Source organism: Streptomyces sp. SX-6, from assembly GCF_059089585.1.
The window spans coordinates 262,074-282,180 of record NZ_JBTHHU010000004.1 but is presented as its reverse complement, the minus strand read 5'-3'; the positions used below and the strand labels follow the sequence as shown (position 1 = coordinate 282,180).

Annotated in this window: 16 protein-coding genes; 11 read left to right on the top strand and 5 right to left on the bottom strand. The window is 71.4% G+C overall.

The window, feature by feature from the left end:
- The first annotated feature begins 43 nt into the window (after positions 1-43).
- The gene (locus ACV530_RS07165; protein WP_494331417.1) at positions 44-841 is read left to right on the top strand and encodes a phytanoyl-CoA dioxygenase family protein; all 798 of its coding nucleotides are present in this window, start codon (positions 44-46) and stop codon (positions 839-841) included.
- Between the two features lie 143 nt (positions 842-984).
- Complete coding sequence (locus ACV530_RS07160) at positions 985-1,863, top strand: phosphotransferase enzyme family protein (RefSeq protein WP_494331486.1); 879 nt, start codon at positions 985-987, stop codon at positions 1,861-1,863.
- A gap of 114 nt (positions 1,864-1,977) precedes the next feature.
- On the opposite strand, the gene ACV530_RS07155 is transcribed toward ACV530_RS07160, so the two are convergent.
- Both ACV530_RS07155 and ACV530_RS07150 read right to left on the bottom strand, forming a co-directional pair.
- Positions 1,978-2,646 (bottom strand): exonuclease domain-containing protein, encoded by a 669-nt coding sequence (locus ACV530_RS07155; protein ID WP_494331416.1) that lies wholly within the window; start codon positions 2,644-2,646, stop codon positions 1,978-1,980.
- Between the two features lie 87 nt (positions 2,647-2,733).
- A complete protein-coding gene (locus ACV530_RS07150; RefSeq protein ID WP_494331485.1) occupies positions 2,734-3,984 on the bottom strand; it encodes a DUF5919 domain-containing protein in 1,251 nt (416 codons plus the stop codon).
- Between the two features lie 307 nt (positions 3,985-4,291).
- Here ACV530_RS07150 and glgX point away from each other — a divergent pair, with 307 nt between their 5' ends.
- Positions 4,292-6,418, top strand: coding sequence for a glycogen debranching protein GlgX (gene glgX / locus ACV530_RS07145; RefSeq protein ID WP_494331415.1), 2,127 nt, complete (start codon positions 4,292-4,294; stop codon positions 6,416-6,418).
- A gap of 30 nt (positions 6,419-6,448) precedes the next feature.
- Complete coding sequence (gene treY / locus ACV530_RS07140; protein ID WP_494331414.1) at positions 6,449-8,812, top strand: malto-oligosyltrehalose synthase; 2,364 nt, start codon at positions 6,449-6,451, stop codon at positions 8,810-8,812.
- 10 nt (positions 8,813-8,822) lie between these two features.
- On the opposite strand, the gene ACV530_RS07135 is transcribed toward treY, so the two are convergent.
- The 3 genes from ACV530_RS07135 to ACV530_RS07125 are packed head-to-tail and all read right to left on the bottom strand — an operon-like array spanning position 8,823 to position 12,397.
- On the bottom strand, positions 8,823-10,325 hold the full coding sequence (locus tag ACV530_RS07135; RefSeq protein ID WP_494331413.1) for an FAD-dependent monooxygenase: 1,503 nt from the start codon (positions 10,323-10,325) through the stop codon (positions 8,823-8,825).
- Between the two features lie 13 nt (positions 10,326-10,338).
- The gene (locus tag ACV530_RS07130; protein WP_494331412.1) at positions 10,339-11,580 is read right to left on the bottom strand and encodes an isochorismate synthase; all 1,242 of its coding nucleotides are present in this window, start codon (positions 11,578-11,580) and stop codon (positions 10,339-10,341) included.
- 34 nt (positions 11,581-11,614) lie between these two features.
- Positions 11,615-12,397 (bottom strand): SDR family oxidoreductase, encoded by a 783-nt coding sequence (locus ACV530_RS07125; protein ID WP_494331411.1) that lies wholly within the window; start codon positions 12,395-12,397, stop codon positions 11,615-11,617.
- Between the two features lie 217 nt (positions 12,398-12,614).
- Between ACV530_RS07125 and ACV530_RS07120 the strand changes: the two genes are divergently transcribed.
- From ACV530_RS07120 to ACV530_RS07090, 7 genes are all read left to right on the top strand, one after another.
- Positions 12,615-13,190, top strand: a complete 576-nt coding sequence (locus ACV530_RS07120; RefSeq protein WP_494331410.1) for an isochorismatase family protein — start codon at positions 12,615-12,617, stop codon at positions 13,188-13,190.
- Positions 13,168-14,529, top strand: a complete 1,362-nt coding sequence (locus ACV530_RS07115) for an ATP-grasp domain-containing protein (protein WP_494331409.1) — start codon at positions 13,168-13,170, stop codon at positions 14,527-14,529. The genes ACV530_RS07120 and ACV530_RS07115 overlap by 23 nt, the downstream gene beginning before the upstream one ends.
- A 1,054-nt stretch (positions 14,530-15,583) precedes the next feature.
- Positions 15,584-15,691: a keywimysin-related RiPP gene (locus tag ACV530_RS07110; RefSeq protein WP_494331408.1), complete on the top strand. Its 108-nt coding sequence runs from the start codon at positions 15,584-15,586 to the stop codon at positions 15,689-15,691.
- A 143-nt stretch (positions 15,692-15,834) separates the two neighbouring features.
- On the top strand, positions 15,835-17,685 hold the full coding sequence (locus tag ACV530_RS07105) for a lasso peptide isopeptide bond-forming cyclase (RefSeq protein ID WP_494331407.1): 1,851 nt from the start codon (positions 15,835-15,837) through the stop codon (positions 17,683-17,685).
- Between the two features lie 5 nt (positions 17,686-17,690).
- The gene (locus ACV530_RS07100) at positions 17,691-17,948 is read left to right on the top strand and encodes a lasso peptide biosynthesis PqqD family chaperone (protein WP_494331406.1); all 258 of its coding nucleotides are present in this window, start codon (positions 17,691-17,693) and stop codon (positions 17,946-17,948) included.
- 16 nt (positions 17,949-17,964) lie between these two features.
- Positions 17,965-18,381 (top strand): lasso peptide biosynthesis B2 protein, encoded by a 417-nt coding sequence (locus ACV530_RS07095; RefSeq protein WP_494331405.1) that lies wholly within the window; start codon positions 17,965-17,967, stop codon positions 18,379-18,381.
- Positions 18,382-18,385: 4 nt separating this feature from the next.
- A complete protein-coding gene (locus ACV530_RS07090) occupies positions 18,386-20,107 on the top strand; it encodes an ABC transporter ATP-binding protein (RefSeq protein ID WP_494331404.1) in 1,722 nt (573 codons plus the stop codon).

Genomic DNA, 20,107 nt, shown 5'->3' with positions numbered 1-20,107 from the left:
ACCCGGATCCGGAATCCTGCCGCAAGTGCTGACAAATGCGCAGATGGAACAGTTTGGCCATGACGGTTACCTGCTCGTCGAGAACGTTCTCACCCCGGAGGAGGTCAGCCGCTATCGCGCCGTGATCCTCGACCTGGTGCCCCGCGACCTGGCGCTCCCGCCGCATTGGCGCGTCGCCGACGGCCGTATCAAGCCCTACGGGTCCCACGGGGAGCAGACGGTCGACATCCCCGGACTCATTCCCCTGATGGGCAACGAAACGCTGTATCGGGTGATGGCGCAGTTGCACGCCACGCATCGTCTGCACGCCTTCGACGGCTCCGTCGGCATCACGCTGCGCAACGATGCTCACCCCGGCGAGGTGCACAGTCAGGAGCTGCATCTGGACGCGTCTGTGCCGCCCGGCACGGAATTCCTGTTCAGTGCGCAGGAGCTTCAGCTGGGCGGCTGTTACTACCTGACCGATGTCGAGCCGGGCGGTGGCGGCATTCATGTGGTGCCGCAGGGGCACCGGCTGGTCGAGGAGGAGGTCCGTGCCGCACGGGCCGCGGGCGCGAGCGGACGGGCCCTGCACGGCGACTGGCGGCACATCACGCACCTGCGGAGCATCGAGGTGACCGGGCCGGCGGGCTCGTTCGTGCTGCTGCATCATCTGATGCCGCATGCCGCCTCCCACAACCGGCGGCCCGCGGCCCGGATCGCCCACTTCATGCGGTACGTACCGGTGCCGCACGCCCACGGCGCCCACGCGCCTCTCCCGCACGACCGCTACGACAGCGCCCAGCTGGCCGCGATGACCCCGCTCACCCGCAGGCTCCTCGGACTCGACCCCTGGGACTGAGGGGACCGGCCGCCGCGCCCCGTGGGGGTGAGGCACGGCGGCCGAGGGGACCGTACCAGGGGGTGCGCGCCCCCGGTGCCGAGGCAGGAGCGCCGGGAGGGGAAACTAGCGGTGATCGGCTCGAGGCGGAGGTACGGCGCGTGATCGGCGAAACGGCATTCACGGAGCAGCGGGCTCGTGAGCTCCTCGCGGTGGCAGGGGTGACCCAGCCGACGGCGGACGGCGCGACGCTGCTCGCGCTCGGCGAGAACGCGGTCTTCGCCGCTGGGGGGCTGGTGGCGAAGGTGGGGCGCCACGCTTCGCTGCTGGAGCGTGCGGAGCGTGAACTGCTCGTCGCGAGCTGGCTCGAGGAGGCCGGTGTCCCGGCGGTGCGGGCGGTCGAGGGCGAGGTGCTCGTCGCGGACGGGCACCCGGTGACGCTCTGGCACCGGATGCCCGAGCCGGTGCGGACGGCGGCCGCCGCGGATCTCGCCGAGCTGCTGCGGCAGGTGCACGCGCTGCCCGCACCGGACTTTCCGCTGCCGAAGCGGGAGTTGCTGGGCGGTGTCGAGCGGTGGCTGCGGCTGGCCGGGGAGGCGATCGATCCGGCCGACGCGGACTATCTGCGCGAGCGGCGGGACGGATTCGCGGCGGCCGCCGCCGCGCTCACGCCCCACCTGGCGCCGGGGGCGATCCACGGCGACGCGCTCACGCGCAATGTGCACGTCGGGCCGGACGGGCCGGTGCTGGTGGACCTGGAGACGTTCGCGCTCGATTTGCGCGAGCACGATCTGGTGGTGATGGCGCTCAGCCGGGACCGGTACGGACTGGACCCGCGGGAGTACGACGCGTTCGTGCGGACGTACGGGTGGGACGTACGGGAGTGGGCCGGGTGCGCGGTGTTGCGCGGGGCGCGGGAGACGGCGAGTTGTGCGTGGGTGGCGCAGCATGCGCCGGGTAACCCGGCGGCGCTGGCGGAGTTCCGACGCCGCGTCGCCTCGCTGCGGGATGGCGATGCCGGGGTGCGGTGGCGGCCGTTCTGACCGCCGGTGGGTGGGCACGCCCCTTCGGGGCGTAGGCCACCCTCCCGCGCACCACCCGTTACTCGGAAGTCATAGGCTGAGCTCTCCCGTGGGTGGTTCCTCGCCGTTGGCGGCTCACCGCAGCGGCCATCCCGGGTCGGCCGGCGGATGGGAGGAGGCCCAATCCGCGTACCACCGGGCCTGGTCGCGGTGCAGCTCCCACGGGTCCGCCTCCGCGATCCGCGCGTGCCGTGCGGCTATCGCGCGGCCGACGCGGACCGCGGCCAGCGCATCCGCCCCCGCCTCGTGCGGGGTCTCGAGGACGACCCCGTACTCGCGGCACACCGCGGCCAGGTTGCGCCGCCCCGGCCGCTCCGGCTCCACGGCCCGGTCGATGGTGAGCGGGTCGATGACCGGCCCGGTCTCGCCGCCGCCCAGCCGCTCGCCGAGCGACGGCAGGCCGTACCGGCGCAGTTCGGCCGCGAGCAAGCTGAGGTCGAAGCGGGCGTTGTACGCGACGACGGGCACCCCCAGCGCCCAGTGGCCGGCCAGGGTGTCGGCTATGGCGTCCGCCACCTCGCGGGCGGGTCTGCCCCGGGCGGCGGCGCGCTCGCTCGTGATGCCGTGTATGGCCGTGGTCTCGGGCGGTACGGGTACGCCCGGATCGGCGAGCCATTGATGCTCTCTCACCGGCTCGCCGCCCTTGGTCTCGACGACGGCCGCCGTGACGATGCGTGCCCGTGCCGGATCCGTGCCCGTGGTCTCCAGGTCGAAGCCGATCAGCAGTTCCCCGTGCCAGCTCATGGCGTCCCGTCCCCCTTCGTGGTGCTCTCCCCTGTTGTCGTCCAGGCTCGCACGCACCACTGACAACGGGCCGGGCAACGGCCGCGGTCAGGACACCGGGCGGGAGTCCTCCCACACGCTCTCGAACTCCTCGCGGTAGGTCTCGAACAGCCCGTGCTCCTGCTCCTGCCCCTCCCGCAGCACATCGCGCCCCCGCCCCCGCAGCACCAGCACCGGGGACTCCATGCCGCGCGCCTTGCGCAGGTACGTCTGGACGACGGCCACGCCGTCCGCGCCGTCGCCGTTGACGAGGTAGGCGGTGAAGCGGGGCGTCTCGTCGAAGACGCGGATCTCGAAGGCGGAGATGTCCCGCAGGCTGTCCCGCACGCGCCGCATGTGACGGATGTTCATCTCGACGGAGCGGCTCATCTCCCCCTTCTTGATGCCCAGCTCGCGCTCGCGCCGACGGACCGCGCTGCTGGCCGGGTTGAGGAAGAGGAGCCGGGCGCGGCAGCCGGATTCGGCGAGGCGGACGAGGCGGCGCCCGGAGTAGTTCTGCACGAGCAGGTTCAGGCCTATGCCCACCGCGTCGAGGCGCCGTGCGCTGCCGAAGAGGTCCTCGACGGGCAACTGCCGCTGCAGGCGCACCCGGTCGGGATGGACGCCCACGACGTCGGCGTAGCGGTCGCCGACGAGGTCCTCGACGGCGTCGACGGGCAGCCGGTCGGCGGAGGGGCCGCCGGTGCCGGCGCCGGTGCCGAGGATGTCGAGCAGCCGCGCGGAGGCCCGTTCGGCCTGGGCGAGGACGGTCTGGGACAGCGCGCGGTTGCGCGAGACGACGTTCCGTGTGACCTCGAGCTCGTCGAGGGCGAGTTCCAGCTCCCGCCGGTCGTCCAGGTACGGCTCGAAGCAGGGCCAGTGCTGGACGAGGAGTTCGCGCAGCTGCGGCAGGGTGAGGAAGCTGAGGACGTTGTCGTCGGCGGGGTCGAGCAGATAGCCCTTGCGGCGGCTGACCTCCCGTACGGCGACGGCCCGCTGGACCCACTCCTGGCCGGCGGGTCCGGCTGCGGCGACGACCCACTCGTCCTCGCCGTGCACCGGTTCGTAGACCGGCCGCAGCACGGCGGCGACGACGGCGCGCAGCCGCTGTTCCACCAGGTTCAGCCAGATGTACGCCCGGCCGGCGCGGCGGGCGCGGGTGCGCACCTCGTCCCACGCTGCCGCGCCCCAGTCCAGTTCCGCCCCTATCTCGCCGGGGCGGGCGAGGGACACCGCGCCGGGCGCGCCTGCCGGGAACCCTCCCCCCGGCTCCCCGGGATCACCGTCCGCAGGAGGCAGCTCCAGCCCGCCCGAGCTCACCAGTGCACCGCCTTCCGCCCCCGCTTCAACGATCAAGGCAGGGTACTGCGCACGCGGGAAGCGGCGCACACGGACCCGGCAGGGCGCTGTCGAACTCGTCCGCGATCCGGGGACGTTGTATGCGCCTCCGGTGTCGGAAGTGAGCTGATTCATAGTGTCTTCACCACAGGACAACGGCAGGACAGCAGCAGGACTGCGGCGGGACAGGTGTCCGTCACCCGCGCGGACCAGTCGGCGAGGAGGTGCCCGCGGGTCCTTTTGGGGAAGATCTGAACCGCTACGGCCCAAAGCGAGCGAAAGGGTCACCATGCAGGTCTGGCCCGGACACGCATATCCCCTCGGCGCCACGTACGACGGCGCCGGCACCAACTTCGCGGTGTTCTCCGAGGCCGCCGAGCGGATCGAACTGTGCCTGTTGCACGAGGACGGGTCCGAGACGGCGGTCGAGCTTCGTGAGAGCGACGCATTTGTGCGCCACGCCTATCTGCCGGGGGTGATGCCGGGTCAGCGCTACGGCTTCAGGGTGCACGGACCGTACGAACCGGAGCGGGGTCATCGCTGCAACTCCGCCAAGTTACTGCTGGACCCCTACGCACGAGCGGTGAGCGGAGCAGTCGGCTGGGGTGAGGCCGTCTACGGCTATCACTTCGGTCACCCCGAGAGGCGCAATGACATGGACTCCGCGCCGCACATGATGACTTCCGTCGTCGTCAATCCGTACTTCGACTGGGGTGACGACCGGCCGCCGCGCACCGACTACCACCGCACGGTGATCTACGAGGCCCATGTCAAGGGACTGACGATGCTTCACCCCGGGCTGCCGGAGGAGGTCCGGGGCACGTACGCGGCGCTCGCGCACCCCGCGGTCATCGGGCATCTGACGGAGCTCGGCGTCACCGCGATCGAGCTGATGCCGGTGCATCAGTTCGTGCAGGACCACCGCCTGGTGGACGCCGGCATGGCCAACTACTGGGGCTACAACACCATCGGCTTCTTCGCCCCGCACAACGCCTACGCCTCATGGGGCGACCGGGGCCAGCAGGTGTTGGAGTTCAAGTCGGCCGTACGGGCCCTGCACGAGGCGGGCATCGAGGTCATCCTCGACGTCGTCTACAACCACACGGCCGAGGGCAGCCACCTGGGCCCGACGCTCTCCTTCCGGGGCCTGGACAACGCCTCGTACTACCGTCTCGCGGACGACCAGCGCTACTACATGGACACCACCGGCACCGGCAACTCCCTGCTGATGCGCAGCCCGCACGTGCTCCAGCTCATCATGGACTCGCTGCGCTACTGGGTGACCGAGATGCGGGTGGACGGATTCCGGTTCGATCTCGCGGCGACGCTGGCCCGGCAGTTCCACGAGGTGGACCGGCTGTCCTCCTTCTTCGACCTGGTGCAGCAGGACCCGGTCGTCAGCCGGGTCAAGCTGATCGCCGAGCCGTGGGACGTCGGGGAGGGCGGCTACCAGGTCGGCAACTTCCCTCCCCTGTGGACGGAATGGAACGGCAAGTTCCGCGATACCGTGCGCGACCTGTGGCGCGGTGAGCCCGCCACGCTGGCCGAGTTCGCCTCCCGCCTCACGGGCTCGTCCGACCTCTACCAGGGCGACGGCCGACGGCCCCTGGCCTCCGTCAACTTCGTCACCTGTCATGACGGTTTCACGCTGCGCGACCTGGTCTCGTACAACCACAAGCACAACGACGCGAACGGCGAGCAGAACCGGGACGGCGAGCACCACAACCGCTCGTGGAACTGCGGCGCCGAGGGAGACACCGACGACCCCGGCGTACTCGCGCTGCGCGAACGGCAGATGCGCAACTTCATCGCCACGCTGCTGCTGTCGCAGGGCGTACCGATGCTCAGCCACGGCGACGAGTTCACCCGCACGCAGCAGGGCAACAACAACGCCTACTGCCAGGACAGCGAACTCACCTGGGTGCACTGGCCGCACGCCTACAACGAGTCGTCCGCCCCGGCCCGCCGCATGCTGGCCTTCACCCGCTCGATGGTCTGGCTGCGCCGCGACCACCCCGTCTTCCGGCGCCGCCGCTTCTTCCACGGCCGCCCCGTACAGGGCACATACGACGAACTATCCGACATCGCCTGGTTCACCCGCGAAGGCGAGGCGATGCGGGACGGCAACTGGCAGGCCGCCCACGCCAAATCACTGACCGTCTTCCTCAACGGCGGCGCGATCTCCGAGCCCGGCCCACGCGGCGAACCGGTCGTCGGCGACTCGTTCCTGCTGATGTTCAACGCCCATGACCAGCCGCTGGACTTCGTCGTCCCCCAGGACCACGGCAGGCAGTGGCAGGTCGTCGTCGACACAGCGCGCGCGGAGGGCGCGGTGGACGACGGCCCGAAGGTCGGTGCGGGCGACCGGCTCACACTCACCGATCGCAGCCTGGTGGTGCTCCAACGCCCCCTGTAGTACACGCCCGGCAAGGGTACGAATGTTCCCATGAAGCGCGATAGCTCGGCACCGCCGACCGCCACCTACCGACTCCAGCTCCAGCCCTCCTTCCCCTTCTCCGCGGCCGAGCGGGCAGTGCCCCACCTCGCTTCCCTCGGTGTCTCCCACCTCCATCTCTCCCCCGTCCTCGAGGCCGTCCCCGGCTCCACCCACGGCTACGACGTGACGGGCCACACGGCCGTACGCGCCGAACTCGGCGGCGAGGCAGGCCTGCGCGCCCTCGCCCGCACCGGCCGGAAGCACGGCATGGGGCTCATCCTCGACATCGTGCCGAACCACATGGCCATCCCCGCCCCCGAACACCTCAACACCCCGCTGTGGGAGGTCCTGCGCGACGGCCCCGCCTCCCCCTACGCCCGCTGGTTCGACATCGACTGGGCCGAACACGGCGGCAAGATACTGCTCCCGGTACTCGCCGGACGAATGGGCGAGGAGCTGGACCACTTCACCGTGGCTGACGACGTCCTCCACTACCGCGACCACGTACTTCCCCTGCGCCCCGGCACCGAACAACTGCCGCTGCCCGAGCTGTTGGACGCCCAGTGGTACCGGCCCGCCTGGTGGCGACTGGCCCGTACGGAGCTCAACCACCGGCGCTTCTTCACCGTATCCGAGCTGATCGCCGTACGCGCCGAGGACCCGGAGGTGTTCGCCGCCACCCACGCCAAGGTCATCCAACTCCTGCACGAGGGCGTACTCGACGGGCTGCGCGTCGACCACCCCGACGGCCTCGCCGACCCGGCCGGCTACCTCCGCCGCCTGCACGAGGCCACCGGCGGACGATGGACCGTGGCCGAGAAGATCCTCGCCCGCGACGAACGCCTCCCCGCCGACTGGCCCGTCGCCGGCACCACCGGCTACGACGCCCTCCGCCACATCGACGGCCTCTTCGCCGACCCCGAGGGCGCCGCCGAACTCACCGCCGCCTACCGCGCCTTCGCCTCCCCTCCCGACGACCGCGGCGGCGACTGGGCCGCGACCGCACGCCGCGCGGCGTACCGCATCGCCACCCAAGAACTCGCCGCGGAGAGCGAACGTCTGGTCCGCTGCGCCATCCGCCTCTGCGAGACCTCGCACCAGCTGCGCGACCACGCCCCCTGGGCACTGCGCACCGCGCTGCACGAGATCCTCGTCCGCCTGCCCGTCTACCGCCCGTACGCCATACCCGGCGAACCCGCCGCCGCGGCCGACGCCGCGATGCTCGACGAGGCCGCGCAGGACGCGCGTTCGGCCTTCGCCGTGCCGGAGGAGGCGCACGCCGTCGAGGTCGTTCGGGACGCGGCCCTCGGGCGGCTCGGGGACGGTCCCGAACACCGCGACTTCTGCGCACGGTTCGCGCAGACGGCGGCCGCGGTGCGGGCCAAGGCCGTGGAGGACACGGCCTTCTACCGCTACGTACCGCTCCTCTCCGCCACCGAGGTCGGCGGCAGCCCGGACCGGCCCGCCGTCCCGCCCGAGGAGTTCCACGCCCACTGCACCCGTCAGCAACGCGACTGGCCCCTCACCGGGACGGTGCTGTCCACGCACGACACCAAGCGCAGCGCGGACGTCCGGGCGCGGATCGCGGCGCTGACAGAACGCCCGGTCGAGTGGGCCGAGTTGGTCGGACGACTGCATGCGGAGTTCCCCGCCCCCGATGCCCACGTGGCGTGGTTCGCCTGGCAGACCGTCTTCGGCCTGGACTCACCGGACGCCCTGCGGCTCGCCCCTGCCATCGTCAAGAGCATGCGCGAGGCCGCCCTGCGCACGACATGGACCGAGCCGGACACGGCGTACGAGGCGGCGGTCGAGTCGTTCGTCGTCACGGGCCCCTGCGGTCCCGCCCATCGCGAACTGACTGCCTTCTCAGGCGAGTCGGAGCCGTCCGTACGGGCTAACACGCTTGGCGCGGCGCTGCTCCAGCTGACCATGCCGGGGGTGCCGGAGCTCTACATGGGCACCGAGCGCGTGTACGCGGCCCTGGTCGACCCCGACAACCGCCGCCCGCCGCGCTTCCCCGACGACGAACCGAATGGGCTGTCCGCCGACAAGCTGCACCTGACCCGCACGGCACTACGGCTGCGCCGTACGCATCCCGAGTGGTTCGGCGCCGGTGCCACGTACGAGCCGCTGACCACGGACGGTCCGGCAGCAGGCCATGCCGTGGCCTTCGCCCGCTCGGGGCAGGCAGTCTCCGTCGTGACGCGGCTGCCGCACCGGCTGGCCACCGAAGGCGGCTGGCGCGAGACGGCGTTGGCGTTGCCGGGGGAGTGTGCGTGGCGGGAGTTGCTGACCGGGCGGGTGTGCCCGGAGCGGGTGCTGCTGTCTCGGCTGCTGCATCGGTTTCCGGTGGCGTTGCTGGTGCGGGAGTAGACAAAGACGACTACAGGCATATCCAGGCGCTCAGTGCCCGCGAGCGTTCCTCACGGAGGCGATGGGAGTGGATGGTGCGCGTGGCCCAGGCGATGTGACCGTCCGGGCGGATGAGCACCTCGGCGATGCCATCGAGGGCCGCGTCCTTGTTGTCTGTCTCGGCGACTACCGAACGCACGGCGACCGGAAGTCGACCAGGATCGGCCGCCTCGGCGTGACGGCCCAGGCGAAGCAGAAGGAATCCCCCGTCGTGAAGGAGTTCGAAGACCCGGGTCCGGTGGCCGTGTTGCAGCGTGAGGGGGATATCCGGCATGCGCCGGCCCACGAGCGGGTGTGCCGCGGGATCGGCAGGCGGGTAGAAAGTGTCCACTGCGGAGAGTTGTCCGGCCAGGTGGCGGTTGGTTTCTTCCAGGCCGAGCAGGGAGTTCAGCAGTTCGCACAGCAGGGTCGCGGGGCGGCCGTAGCGTTCTGTGAGCGGCAGTTCGAGCAGGAGGGTCTGGGCCTCGGTGCGCTCGGTGACGGCTCTGCCGACCAGGTGCCGCTCCTCGTGATAGGTATCCAGCAAGCCCGACGCAGCCCACCCCCGCAGCGTGGCAGCCAGCTTCCAACCGAGGTTCATCGCGTCCTGGAGGCCGGTGTTGAGGCCCTGGGCGCCGACGGGGAAGTGGACGTGCGCGGCGTCTCCGGCGACCAGAACGCGACCGGCCCGGTAGTGCTCCGCGAGGCGGGTGGTGTTGCCGAACCGCGAGAGCCAGCTCGGTCGGCCGACTCCGCAGTCGGTGCCGCATACGCGCAGCAGTGAGGTGCGGAACTCCCCCAGGGTGACGGGCTCCGCCGACGGAACCCTCATCCGCCGGGGGTCCATCACAACGAACCGGGTCAGGCCGGGTTCCAGTCGCGCGACAAGTACCCCGCGCTGTCGTGCCTGTTCGAGGTCCGAGTGGTCGGCGGTGGCGAAGTCGCCCACCATCGCGGTGAACGACTCCTCCGTACCCGGGAATCCGATGCCGGCGGCCTGGCGCACGACGCTGCGGCTGCCGTCGCATCCGACCACGTAGCGGGCACGGGTCGAGGTCGCGCCGTCGGGTCCGCGCAGTTCCACCTCAACACCCGTCACGTCCTGCACGAGTCCCCTCACCTCATGACCGCGGCGGATCCGGACCCCGAGGTATCGGGCCCAGTCCTCCAGAAGTGCCTCGGTGCGTGCCTGGGCCAACAGGAGTGCGTAGGGGTGCCGGGTGGGAAGGGCGGAGAAGTCCAGCGGAGTCTTCAGGGTGCCGGTGAACTGCCAGCCGGGTACGGTCCGGCCTGCGGCCAGAAACCGGCCGGCCAGACCGCGCAGGTCCAGGAGTTCCAGGCTGCGCGGGTGCAGATTCAGGGCGCGCGAGTCGCGCTGCCGCGCCATGCGCCGTTCGACGATGCGGGTGCGTACTCCGGCCAGCGCCAGTTCGGCGGCGAGCAGCAGCCCGGTGGGGCCCGAACCGACCACGAGCACGTCGACGTCCGTGTCCACGCAGGGACTCCTTTCATGAGAGGCACTGTCCCGGCGCCGCCGTCGGAGGCGCGCCGTGGCGGCGGATCTCCTCCAGAGCGCCGAGCATGGTGCCCAACTTCGCCTGTGTCTCGGCGAGTTCCGCGTCCGGACGGGATGCGGCGACGATGCCGGCACCCGCGTACAGGCGGAGTCCGCAGGCATCTGCTTCTCCGCAGCGCAGCGCGATCACCCAGTGCCCGTCTCCTGACCGGTCCATCCAGCCGACGAGGCCGGAGAAGTAGCGTCGCGGCACTGGTTCGAGTGAGCGGACCAGTGCGGCGGCCCGGGAGGTGGGCGTCCCGCACACGGCCGGGGTGGGGTGCAGGGCGGTGGCCAGGGCGAGCGCGGACGGTGCCGGGCGGCGCAGCTGCGCACGGACAGGGGTGTACAGGTGCCACAGGCGGCCAGTGGCGTGCAGCCGGGGTTCGTCCGGTATGTCGACGGCATGGCACAAGGGGCGCAGCGTATGCCGCAAGGCCTCGATGACGTGCCGGTGTTCCGCGCGGTCCTTCTGCGAACGCAGCAGTTCCTCGGCCCGGACACGATCGGCCGCGGGGTCGGGGTGCCGGACAGCGGTTCCGGCGAGCGGGCTGAGGACGAGGAGGTCACCGGTGCGCCGGAGCAGTGTCTCCGGGGTCGCGCCGACCAGGACCGGCGCCGCCGAACCCGGGTGCGGTCGCGGCAGTGTGACGGAGAACAGGTGGCCGGCCGGCTCTCTGCGGGCCAGGGCGACGAGGAGCGCCGCGGCCAGGTGACGGGCGTCCGGGCCGCCGTCGAAGGGGACGCGGAGGGTGCGGGCCAGCACGACCTTGTCGACGGTACCGGCTTCGATCTCGGCCACAGCACTGCGGACGGCGTCCAGGTAGTCCTGTGGCGAGGGCTCCGGCAAGGGCGATGGCGAGGCCGGGCCCGCACTGATGACCGATGGCGAAATGACGTCCGGCGCAAGGATGTTGCTGAGGACAGCCGCTCGCTCGGCAGTCCGGTGGGCACGGCGTTCGAGGCGGGTGGCGAGCAGATGCGCGGGGACGGCCTCGTCGAAAGGGAGGGCACCTACGACGACCGTACCCGTGGGGCTCGTGCGCAGTACTGTTTCCGCGGTGGCGGCGAGCGTGCCGAACTGCCCGCTGCCGGTCCGCACGGTCAGCAGATCGCCACCCCGGGCGGCGAAGGTGCTGCGGGGGGAGGACAGCAGCCAGTGATCGGCGTCGGCGGCCCGGGAGCGTGGTGACATTGCCTCGTACTCCTCCTGACTGGTGGCCGCGTCCTCACCCGTGCAGGGCGGCTCCGCCGTCCACGTAGAGGCTGTGCAGGGCGATGTGGCGAGCCTGGTCGGATGCGAGGAAGACGACGGCCGCCGCGATGTCCGCGGGGTCCGCGAGGCGGCCGAGCGGGATGCCGATGCGAAAGGCCGCGGGGTCGCCCTGTACGACGGTGTCGATGGCCTCGGGGGTGGACGCCATGCGGCGGAGCATGGCGGTGTCGGTGGAACCGGGGCAGACGACGTTGCAGCGGATGCCGAGCCGGGCGACCTCCAGGCCGAGACCGAGGGTGAGCGCGACGGCTGCCGCCTTGGTCGCGGCGTAGGCGGCCATCCCGGCGCGAGGGGTACCGGCGCTGTTGGAGGCGACCGTGATGACACAGCCTCGGCGGTGGGGTGTCATGCGCCGCACAATGGCTCGGGACCAGATGAGGACCCCGGTCGTGTTCACCGCGAGCAGTTCCTGCCATTCCTGGTCGGTCAGGGAGACCACGTGGCCGGTGTGCAGCACACCGGCCACGTTCACCAGGAGCCCGATGGGTCCGTCGTCGGCCTCCACCAGGTCCAGGATCCGCTCCGCCGCGTCGGCGTCCGCCACGTCCGCCCGGTGGAGAGTCACGCGTCCGCCGGGTACGCGGAACGGGGCGTCCCTCTCCGGCACCGCGTGCACGCTGTCCACCGCCGCCACGATCGCGCCTTCTGCGGCCAGTTGCTCCACAATCCGGCTGCCTATCCCGCCCGCGGCCCCGGTGACGACCGCGGTGACGCCGTCGAGCCCGGTCAGCCGCACAGCGGATTCCTTTGCACCGTCCGTGCCTCCTGGGTGGCCGTGCTCCGGCGCGGGAAGGATGGCGTGCAGCCGCCGCACACGAAAGGCCGGACGCCCTCCGCTTGGGAAGTGATCGATGTCTCTGCCTCGTATCGCACCCTACGAACTGCCCGATGCACGATGTCTCTCCCTCAATCGTGTGAACTGGATCCCGGATGCCGCCAGAACGGTTCTCCTTGTGCACGACATGCAGAACTACTTCCTCCGGGCCTTCGCACCCGACGGCCCCGTCAAACCGGTCGTCTCCCGCATCGCCCGCCTCGTCGCCGACTGCCGCGACCGCGGGATCCCCGTGCTCTACACCGCCCAGCCGCCGTGTCAGACACCCGCCGCGCGTGGTCTGCTGACGGACTTCTGGGGGCCGGGTCTTGGCCAGGGGTCCGACGACGACCGCATCCCCGACCCCATCGCCCCCACGCCGTGCGACACCGTGCTCGCCAAGCACCGCTACAGCGCGTTCCATGCCACCCCGCTGCGCGAGCTGCTCGCGGTGCGGGGACGCGACCAGATGCTGATCACCGGGGTGTACGCGCACCTGGGCTGTCTGCTGACCGCCACGGACGCCTTCGCCCACGGAGTGCAGCCCTTCCTCGTGGCCGACGCGATGGCCGACTTCGACCGGGAGCGGCACTGGCAGGCACTGCGGTACGCGGCCGGCTGCTGCGGCATGGTGACCGTCACGGACGCGGCGCTCGCCTCGCCGGATCGGGCGGTCCGCGAAGGGAGGGACGATGCGCGTCCTGGTTCTGGGTGAGTTCCGCGCGGACAGACTGGTACCGGAACTCGCCCTGGGGGGCGCGGAGATCACCGTACTGGGGTCACGGGATCTCACCGGCTTCCTCGACCCCCGGGTGGCCTGCGGCATCCTGCCCGCGAACCCGACCGCAGAGTCCGTTCGAACCCTGATCGCCGAGTACGGGGCGGATGTTGCCGTCCCCAACATGTCCTCCCCCGGCCAGGAGCAGCTGCTCACGGTGTACGCACGCGTGGGCGCCGAGCTGCGTGACGGCGGCCCGCGCATGCTCGTGCACCCACCCGATTTCGCCACCCTGGCCTGCGACAAGGTGGCCCTGCATCGGTACGCGGTGCGGCGCGGCTGGCCGGTGCCCGACGGGACGGTCTGCGACAATTCCGCCGAACTGGCGGGCGCAGCACGACGGTTGGGATTCCCGGTACTGATCAAAGAGGCCCGCAGCGAGTCCTTCGCGGGCCGCCACTTCGTGTCAACGGCCGCGGAACTCACCGCCCTCGCCGACCGTCCACGGTACCCGGTGCTGGTGCAGCGGGCGGTGCAGGGTGAGGAGTTCGCCGTCGAACTCCTCACCCTCCCCTCCGGCACCGCCGTCTGGCCGGTTGCCTGGCTCGGCACCCTCGACCGCGACTGCGCGCCCGGCCGGCGGGCCCGGGTGCAGCCCGCCGCGCTGCCCGGGGGCGCGCACACTGCGCTGGCCGCCGTCGTACGTGACATCGTGACCACCTTCCGGCCGGCTGGGCCTTGGCAGATCGACTTCGCGGTCACCCGGGAAGGACGGCTGAACCTCATCGAGATCAACGGGCGCTTCGGTGGCACGTCCAACATGAGCTGGACCAGCACGGGTATCGACCCGCACAGCGCACACGCCCAGGCCGTTCTGCACGGCCGCCTGCCCCGGCCACCTCGTGCCCTGCGGGCGGCACTTGAGGTCCCCGTACGGAACGGCACCCGGCTGCCGACCACGCCGAAGGGCACGACGCTGACGGACTTCACCCCCGACCCCGGCTACCCGGGCCCGTACACCTCCGGTGTCCACCGGGCGGTGCTCACCGTCACCCCGGACCGGGCAGCCGCCGCGCGAGCCTGGCTGCGCGGCCTGCCGCCCGGAATGCTGCTAGTGGTCACCGACTCCGCCGTGAGCAGGATCGACCGCGGCCTTGCCGCCCTCAGGGCCAACGGCCGGACCGGCACAGAGGTTGGTGATGAGCTTGCGCACCCGTCCGGCGACGACGGGGGTGACTCCGTGAATCAGCTGGGCCCCGTACACCAAGGTGGTACCGGGCGGAGGCTTGCACAGCCACCGAGTGGCGGCGATGGTGCTGAGGTCGACCGGGCCTGAACGCGCCGTGATCTCATGCGCGAACCGCGTTCCGGGCGCGAACATCCCGTCCCGGCCGGCCTCACGGTCGCTCCACAGCTCCTCACAGGAACTGGTGTCGAGGTAGAACTCGCCTCCCTCCTCGGCGTCCTGGAGGTTGAACACCACCCGGGCCAGGAGCACGGGCCACTCGTCCGGATCGCCCATGCCGTGCACGTGTGCACGGATCCTGTCCCCGGGCCTGAGGTCGTGATAGAGCCACGGGCTGACCGACGAAGCCGACGGGAACGCACGGCGCAGGACGGACATGGCCCGCTCGATCGCGCCGTCGAGGATCCCCTGCACGCTCTCGGGCGGCGCCAGACCCTCGGCAGGCCGCGCCGGGACCCAGCCGGTCACGGCGAGGTGCTCGTCCATCATCTTGGTGACCTGGATGGTCTCCTCGGGTGTGAGAAAGTGCTCGATCGTCTGCACAGCCAGGGTCTCGGACGTGTTGATCACCACGACTCCTCTCCCGGTGCCTTCACCCTCCATTCCAGGGCGGTCGGGCCATACCGACAAGGCCACTTGTCCGCCAGACCTGGGCGCCCGGAGTGCGTTCCGCTGTCACGGCTGCGCCACCGGTTTCCGGTGGCACTGCTGGTGCGGGAGAACGACGCATGAACATGCCGTGGCCGGGAGGTCGGCCGTACCGGTCGGCGGGCGGATGGAACCGGCCATTTTTCTTCGGTCCCACAGACAGTGAATTCATTCATGTTTGGCCGGGCCCTGTGCAGTTCCCCCTGATCCGGCGCGAGCCGCACCCGAGAAAAACGAATCTCTGCACATTTCGCATGGCGCACGCCCTCGGGGCGCAAGTCTTCGCGTACCGACGAGACGCGCCGAGCGCGCGCCCCGGCCATGCCCCCGCCCCCCTCCGCATATTCATTGCAGTGTTGCGATAGTCCTACTTACCTTGAGTGCTGCGCGGGCCAACCGCTCGAGGTCTCCGCGAGGAGCTCTCAAGGAGCTCTCAAGGCCCGTCGCACAGGCGCCTGTTGAACCTCTCATCGCCACGAAGCAAAAGGAGAAGGTCATGACGTACGAGCGTCCCACCCTGGCCAAGGCCGGCAGCTTCCGCAAGGTGACCGGCATCAAGAACACCGGCCCGAAGGACCTGCTCGCCAACCACAACCTCGCCTGAGCTGAGGCGGGCCGCCCGCACCCATCGAACGACTGCGGGCAGTGCACTGCGGGCCGTTGCCGAGACGGTCCGTTGACCGGGTGGCGGCGTCCTGCCGCCACCCGGTCCCCTGTCCACGCACCGTCGACCGAAGGCCGAGGCTCATGGAGCAGTCCCTGTCCCTCCGGACCGTCCCCGCCTGGTTCGTCGTCCTCCCCGACACCGACGCAGCCGCTCCCCTGGCCCGCGCGGCGCACCCCCACACGCACCGGATCCTGCGGCACGCCTCCGGAAGGCCCTGGATCGTCGGCCGCTGGGCACCCGAAGCCATGGTGACCGGCGAACACCAGGGCACGCACATCGCGGTGACCGGCGAACACGCCGTCACACCGGCACAGGCCGGACGGGCCGCCGCGGCCATCACCCGCGCCCGCTCCCTCAACGCGCTCGACCGCGCCGCCGACTGGCCCGGCAGCTTCCACCTCATGGCCAGCGGCTTCGGTGACGTCCGTGTCCGGGGCTGTGCGGTGGGCCTGCGCCGTGTCTTCCACACCACCGCCGGCCCGGTGAGCGTGGCCGCCGACCGGGCGGACATCCTCGCCGAGTTGACCGCCGCCGAACTCGACGAGGGCCGCATCGCCCTCGCGCTGCTCACCACCGGCACGCCGTACCCCTGGGCGGGAGCCCCCCTCTGGGAGAACCTCCACGCCGTCCCGGGCGGCCACCATCTGACCCTGCACGCCAACGACCCTGCCCGCACGGCGCGTTGGTGGTCACCGCCCGACCCGGTCCTCCCCCTCGCCACCGGCGCCATCCGCCTGCGCAACGCGCTCGTCGAGGCGGTCGGGATCCGCACCCGGGAGCACAACCTGGTCAGCACGGACCTGGGCGGCCTGGATTCAACGGCCATATGCAGCGCGGCAGCGCTCAGGGACACCGAGATCGTCGCCTACACCGTCGCCATCCACGACGTCGTCGGTGACGACGTGCACTGGGCCGAACGCACCGTCCGTGCGCTGGAGAACATCGAGCACCACGTCGTACCGGCCCATGACGTGGCCCTGACCTTCGACGGAATCGACACCCTCACCGACATCCTGGACACACCCAGCATCATCGCCGTCGACCGCAACCGCCGCATGGGCATCGTGGAACAGGCCGCGGCCCGCGGCTCCCGGTTGCACTTCACCGGCCTCGGTGGTGACGAGCTCCTGGCCGGCACACCCGCCCGGCTGCACGCGCTGCTGCTCACCCACCCCCGCACGGCCGTCCGCTCCATCCGGGGCTACGCCGCCAAGTACCGGTGGTCGCGCCGGGCAACGCTGCGCCAGCTGCTCGACCGGCGCCCGTACCGGGCCTGGGTCGAGCGGGTCGCCCGCGACCTCACGGCACCGGCCATCGCCCCCGGCGTACCCCTGCTCGACTGGTCGGTGCCCCCGCGCATGCCGCCTTGGGCCACGGACGACGCCGTCGCCGAGGCGCGCGATCTCCTGCGCGCCGACGGGCCCGTCCAGCCGCGCGGCAGGAATCACGGCGAGCACCGCGAACTGGTCGCCATGGACGGCCTCTCCCAATGTGCCCGTCAGATCGGGCAGATGGCGGCCCCGCTCGGTATCACCGTCTCCTCCCCCTACTACGACACCCGCGTCATCGAGGCAGCCCTCGCCGTCCGCCCCTCGGAACGCATCACGCCCTGGCGGTACAAGCCGCTCATCGTCGAGGCCATGCGAGGCATCGTCCCCGAGGTCAGCCGCACCCGGGCCACCAAAGCGAACGCCACCTTCGAGGAGGAAGCGGGAATGCGCGACCACCGCCGGGCCCTGCTGACTCTGTGCGAGGACTCCCGGCTCGCCCGGCTCGGCCTCGTCGACGAGCACGTACTGCGCGACTGGTGCCGACGCTCCCTCGCCGCGGAGACCGGGAGCTGCCTGCTCCACGCGACGGTCGCCTGCGAAGTGTGGCTGCGCGCACGGGAGATGACGCCCCGCCCCGCCCCCGCGAACGGAACGAAGTGACCGACATGCTCACTCTCAAGCCCGGCGTCCTGCTCACCGAGACCGAGTACGGCATCGCCCTGCTCGACCAGAAGAGCGCCGAGTACTGGACGCTCAACCCGACCGCCGCACTCGTCCTGCGCACCCTGCTCGACGGACACGGAGCCGAGCGGGCCGCCGAGATCCTGACAGCGCAGTACGAGGACGTGGACCAGGACACGGCCGCCGAGGACGTCCGCAGCATTGTCGACGACCTCCGCTCCGCCGGGCTCGTCGCCCCGTAACCCCCCGGAGGCCCGCATGACGTCTCACGAAGCGCTCCCCTACGACCCCCGCTCCGTTCCCCCCGGACGCCGCTTCGTCGCGCGGTTCGCCGTGGGCTGCGCCCATCTGCTCGCCATGCTGCCACCCCACCGCATCCGCACCGTCCTCGCCCGGCTGCGCGGCGGCACCCGGCCCGCCACGCTCGCCGAGGCAAGTGCCGCACGGGAGACGGTGGTTGCCGTGAGCCTGGCCGCCGGCGGGCTGCAGGGCTGTCTGCCCCGGTCCCTGGCCACGGTGCTGCTGTGCCGCTGGTACGGCCGGTGGCCCACCTGGTGCGTTGGCGTGCGCACCCGGCCGCCGTTCGCCGCGCACGCCTGGGTGGAGGCCGAGGGCGTCCTCGTCGGCGAGGGCGCACCGGCCGACTACTTCCAGCGCTTCTTCACCGTGGAGTGAACCGATGACCGTGGCACCGCCGGGACACCGCGCCCTGCTGAGACACCTGCGCCCGCAGCGCGGACGCCTGGCAACGGGCCTCGCCATCGGCCTCGTCGGCAGCATCCTCGGCCTGGCCCAGCCCCTCGCCGCCAAGCGCGTGGTGGACGACATGGGCCAGGGGCACCCCGCCGCCGGGGCCGTCGCGATCCTCAGCCTGCTGGTGATCGCCGGGGCCGTGCTCGTGGGGCTCGGGTACTACGTACTCCAGTGCTCGGCGGAGTCCGTCGTCCGCGCCGCCCGCCGACGACTCGCCCACCGCCTGCTGCGGCTGCGGGTTCCCGTAATCGAGAACACCGAACCGGGCGATCTGATAGCCCGGTTGACCTCCGACACGACGCTGCTGCGCCAGACCGCCCCGCTGGCGGTGTCCGCCGCGGTCAACGGCACGCTGATGACCGCGACGACCGTCGTCATGATGGGGCTGCTCGACCCCGTTCTGCTGTGCGCCACCCTGACGGTCGTCGCCTTCGTCGGCATCGTCGCCGTCGTCGTCTCCCCCCGGATCGGCCGAGCCACCCGCACGACCCAGGAGGCGGTGGGCCGCCTCGGCGCCTCACTGGAACGCGCGTTGGGCGCCTTCCGCACAGTGAAGGCATCCGGAGCCGAGCGCCAGGAGACCGAGGCACTGCACCGCGTCGCCGAGGAAGCCCGCCGCACAGGGGTGCGGGTCGCCGGGTGGGAGGCGGTCTCGGCGACCGTGACGATAGTGGTGATGCAGATCTGCTTCCTCGTGGTCCTGGGAATGGGCGGCGCCCGGGTCGCCTCCGGCGCCATCGATGTCTCCGCGCTCGTCGCCTTCCTCCTCTACCTCTTCGCCCTCGCCTCGCGGATCAGTCAAGTGGTCGAGGGAGTAGGTCAGTTCCAGGTGGCCTCGGCGGCGGCGGGGCGTATCGCGGACGCGGAGCGGCTGGAGGTGGAACGGGCGGAAGGCAGTGGGGATCCTGGGCCGCCCGTCACCGTGACCTTCGACCGGGTCTGCTTCACCTACCCCCGCCCCGGGGCTCGCCCCGTCCACCACAAGGTCTCCTTCGACATCCCCGCACGCGGACTGACCGCCTTCGTCGGCCCCTCCGGCGCGGGCAAGACCACGCTCCTGTCCCTGATCGAGCGCTTCTACGAGCCCGGTTCGGGACACGTCCTGCTGGACGGCGAGGACGTACAGCGCTGGCCCCTGGCCCGGTTGCGGGCCCGCATCGGCTACGTCGAGCAGGACACCCCCGTCCTGTCGGGCACCCTGCGCGACAACTTGGCCTTCGGCAGGGAAGGTTGCTCCACTGCGGAGATCGCACGGGTGCTGTACCTGACCCGCCTGGACGGCCTCGTCGACCGCCTGCCCGACGGACTGGACACGGCCGTCGGCCACCGCGGCAGCCGCCTCTCCGGCGGCGAACGCCAACGCCTGGCCATCGCCCGCGCCCTCCTCCGCCGACCCGGCCTCCTCCTGCTGGACGAGGCAACATCCCAACTGGACGCGGCCAACGAGGCCGCACTCCGCGACACGATCACCGCCGCCGCCCGTGACACGACAGTCCTGGTGGTGGCCCACCGGCTGTCCACGGTGACCACGGCGGACCGGATCGTAGTGATGGAGGCGGGGCGGGTACGGGCGGTGGGCACGCACACGGAACTCATCGCACGCGACGGGCTCTATGCATCGCTGGCGCGGACGCAGTTGATCCGGTGA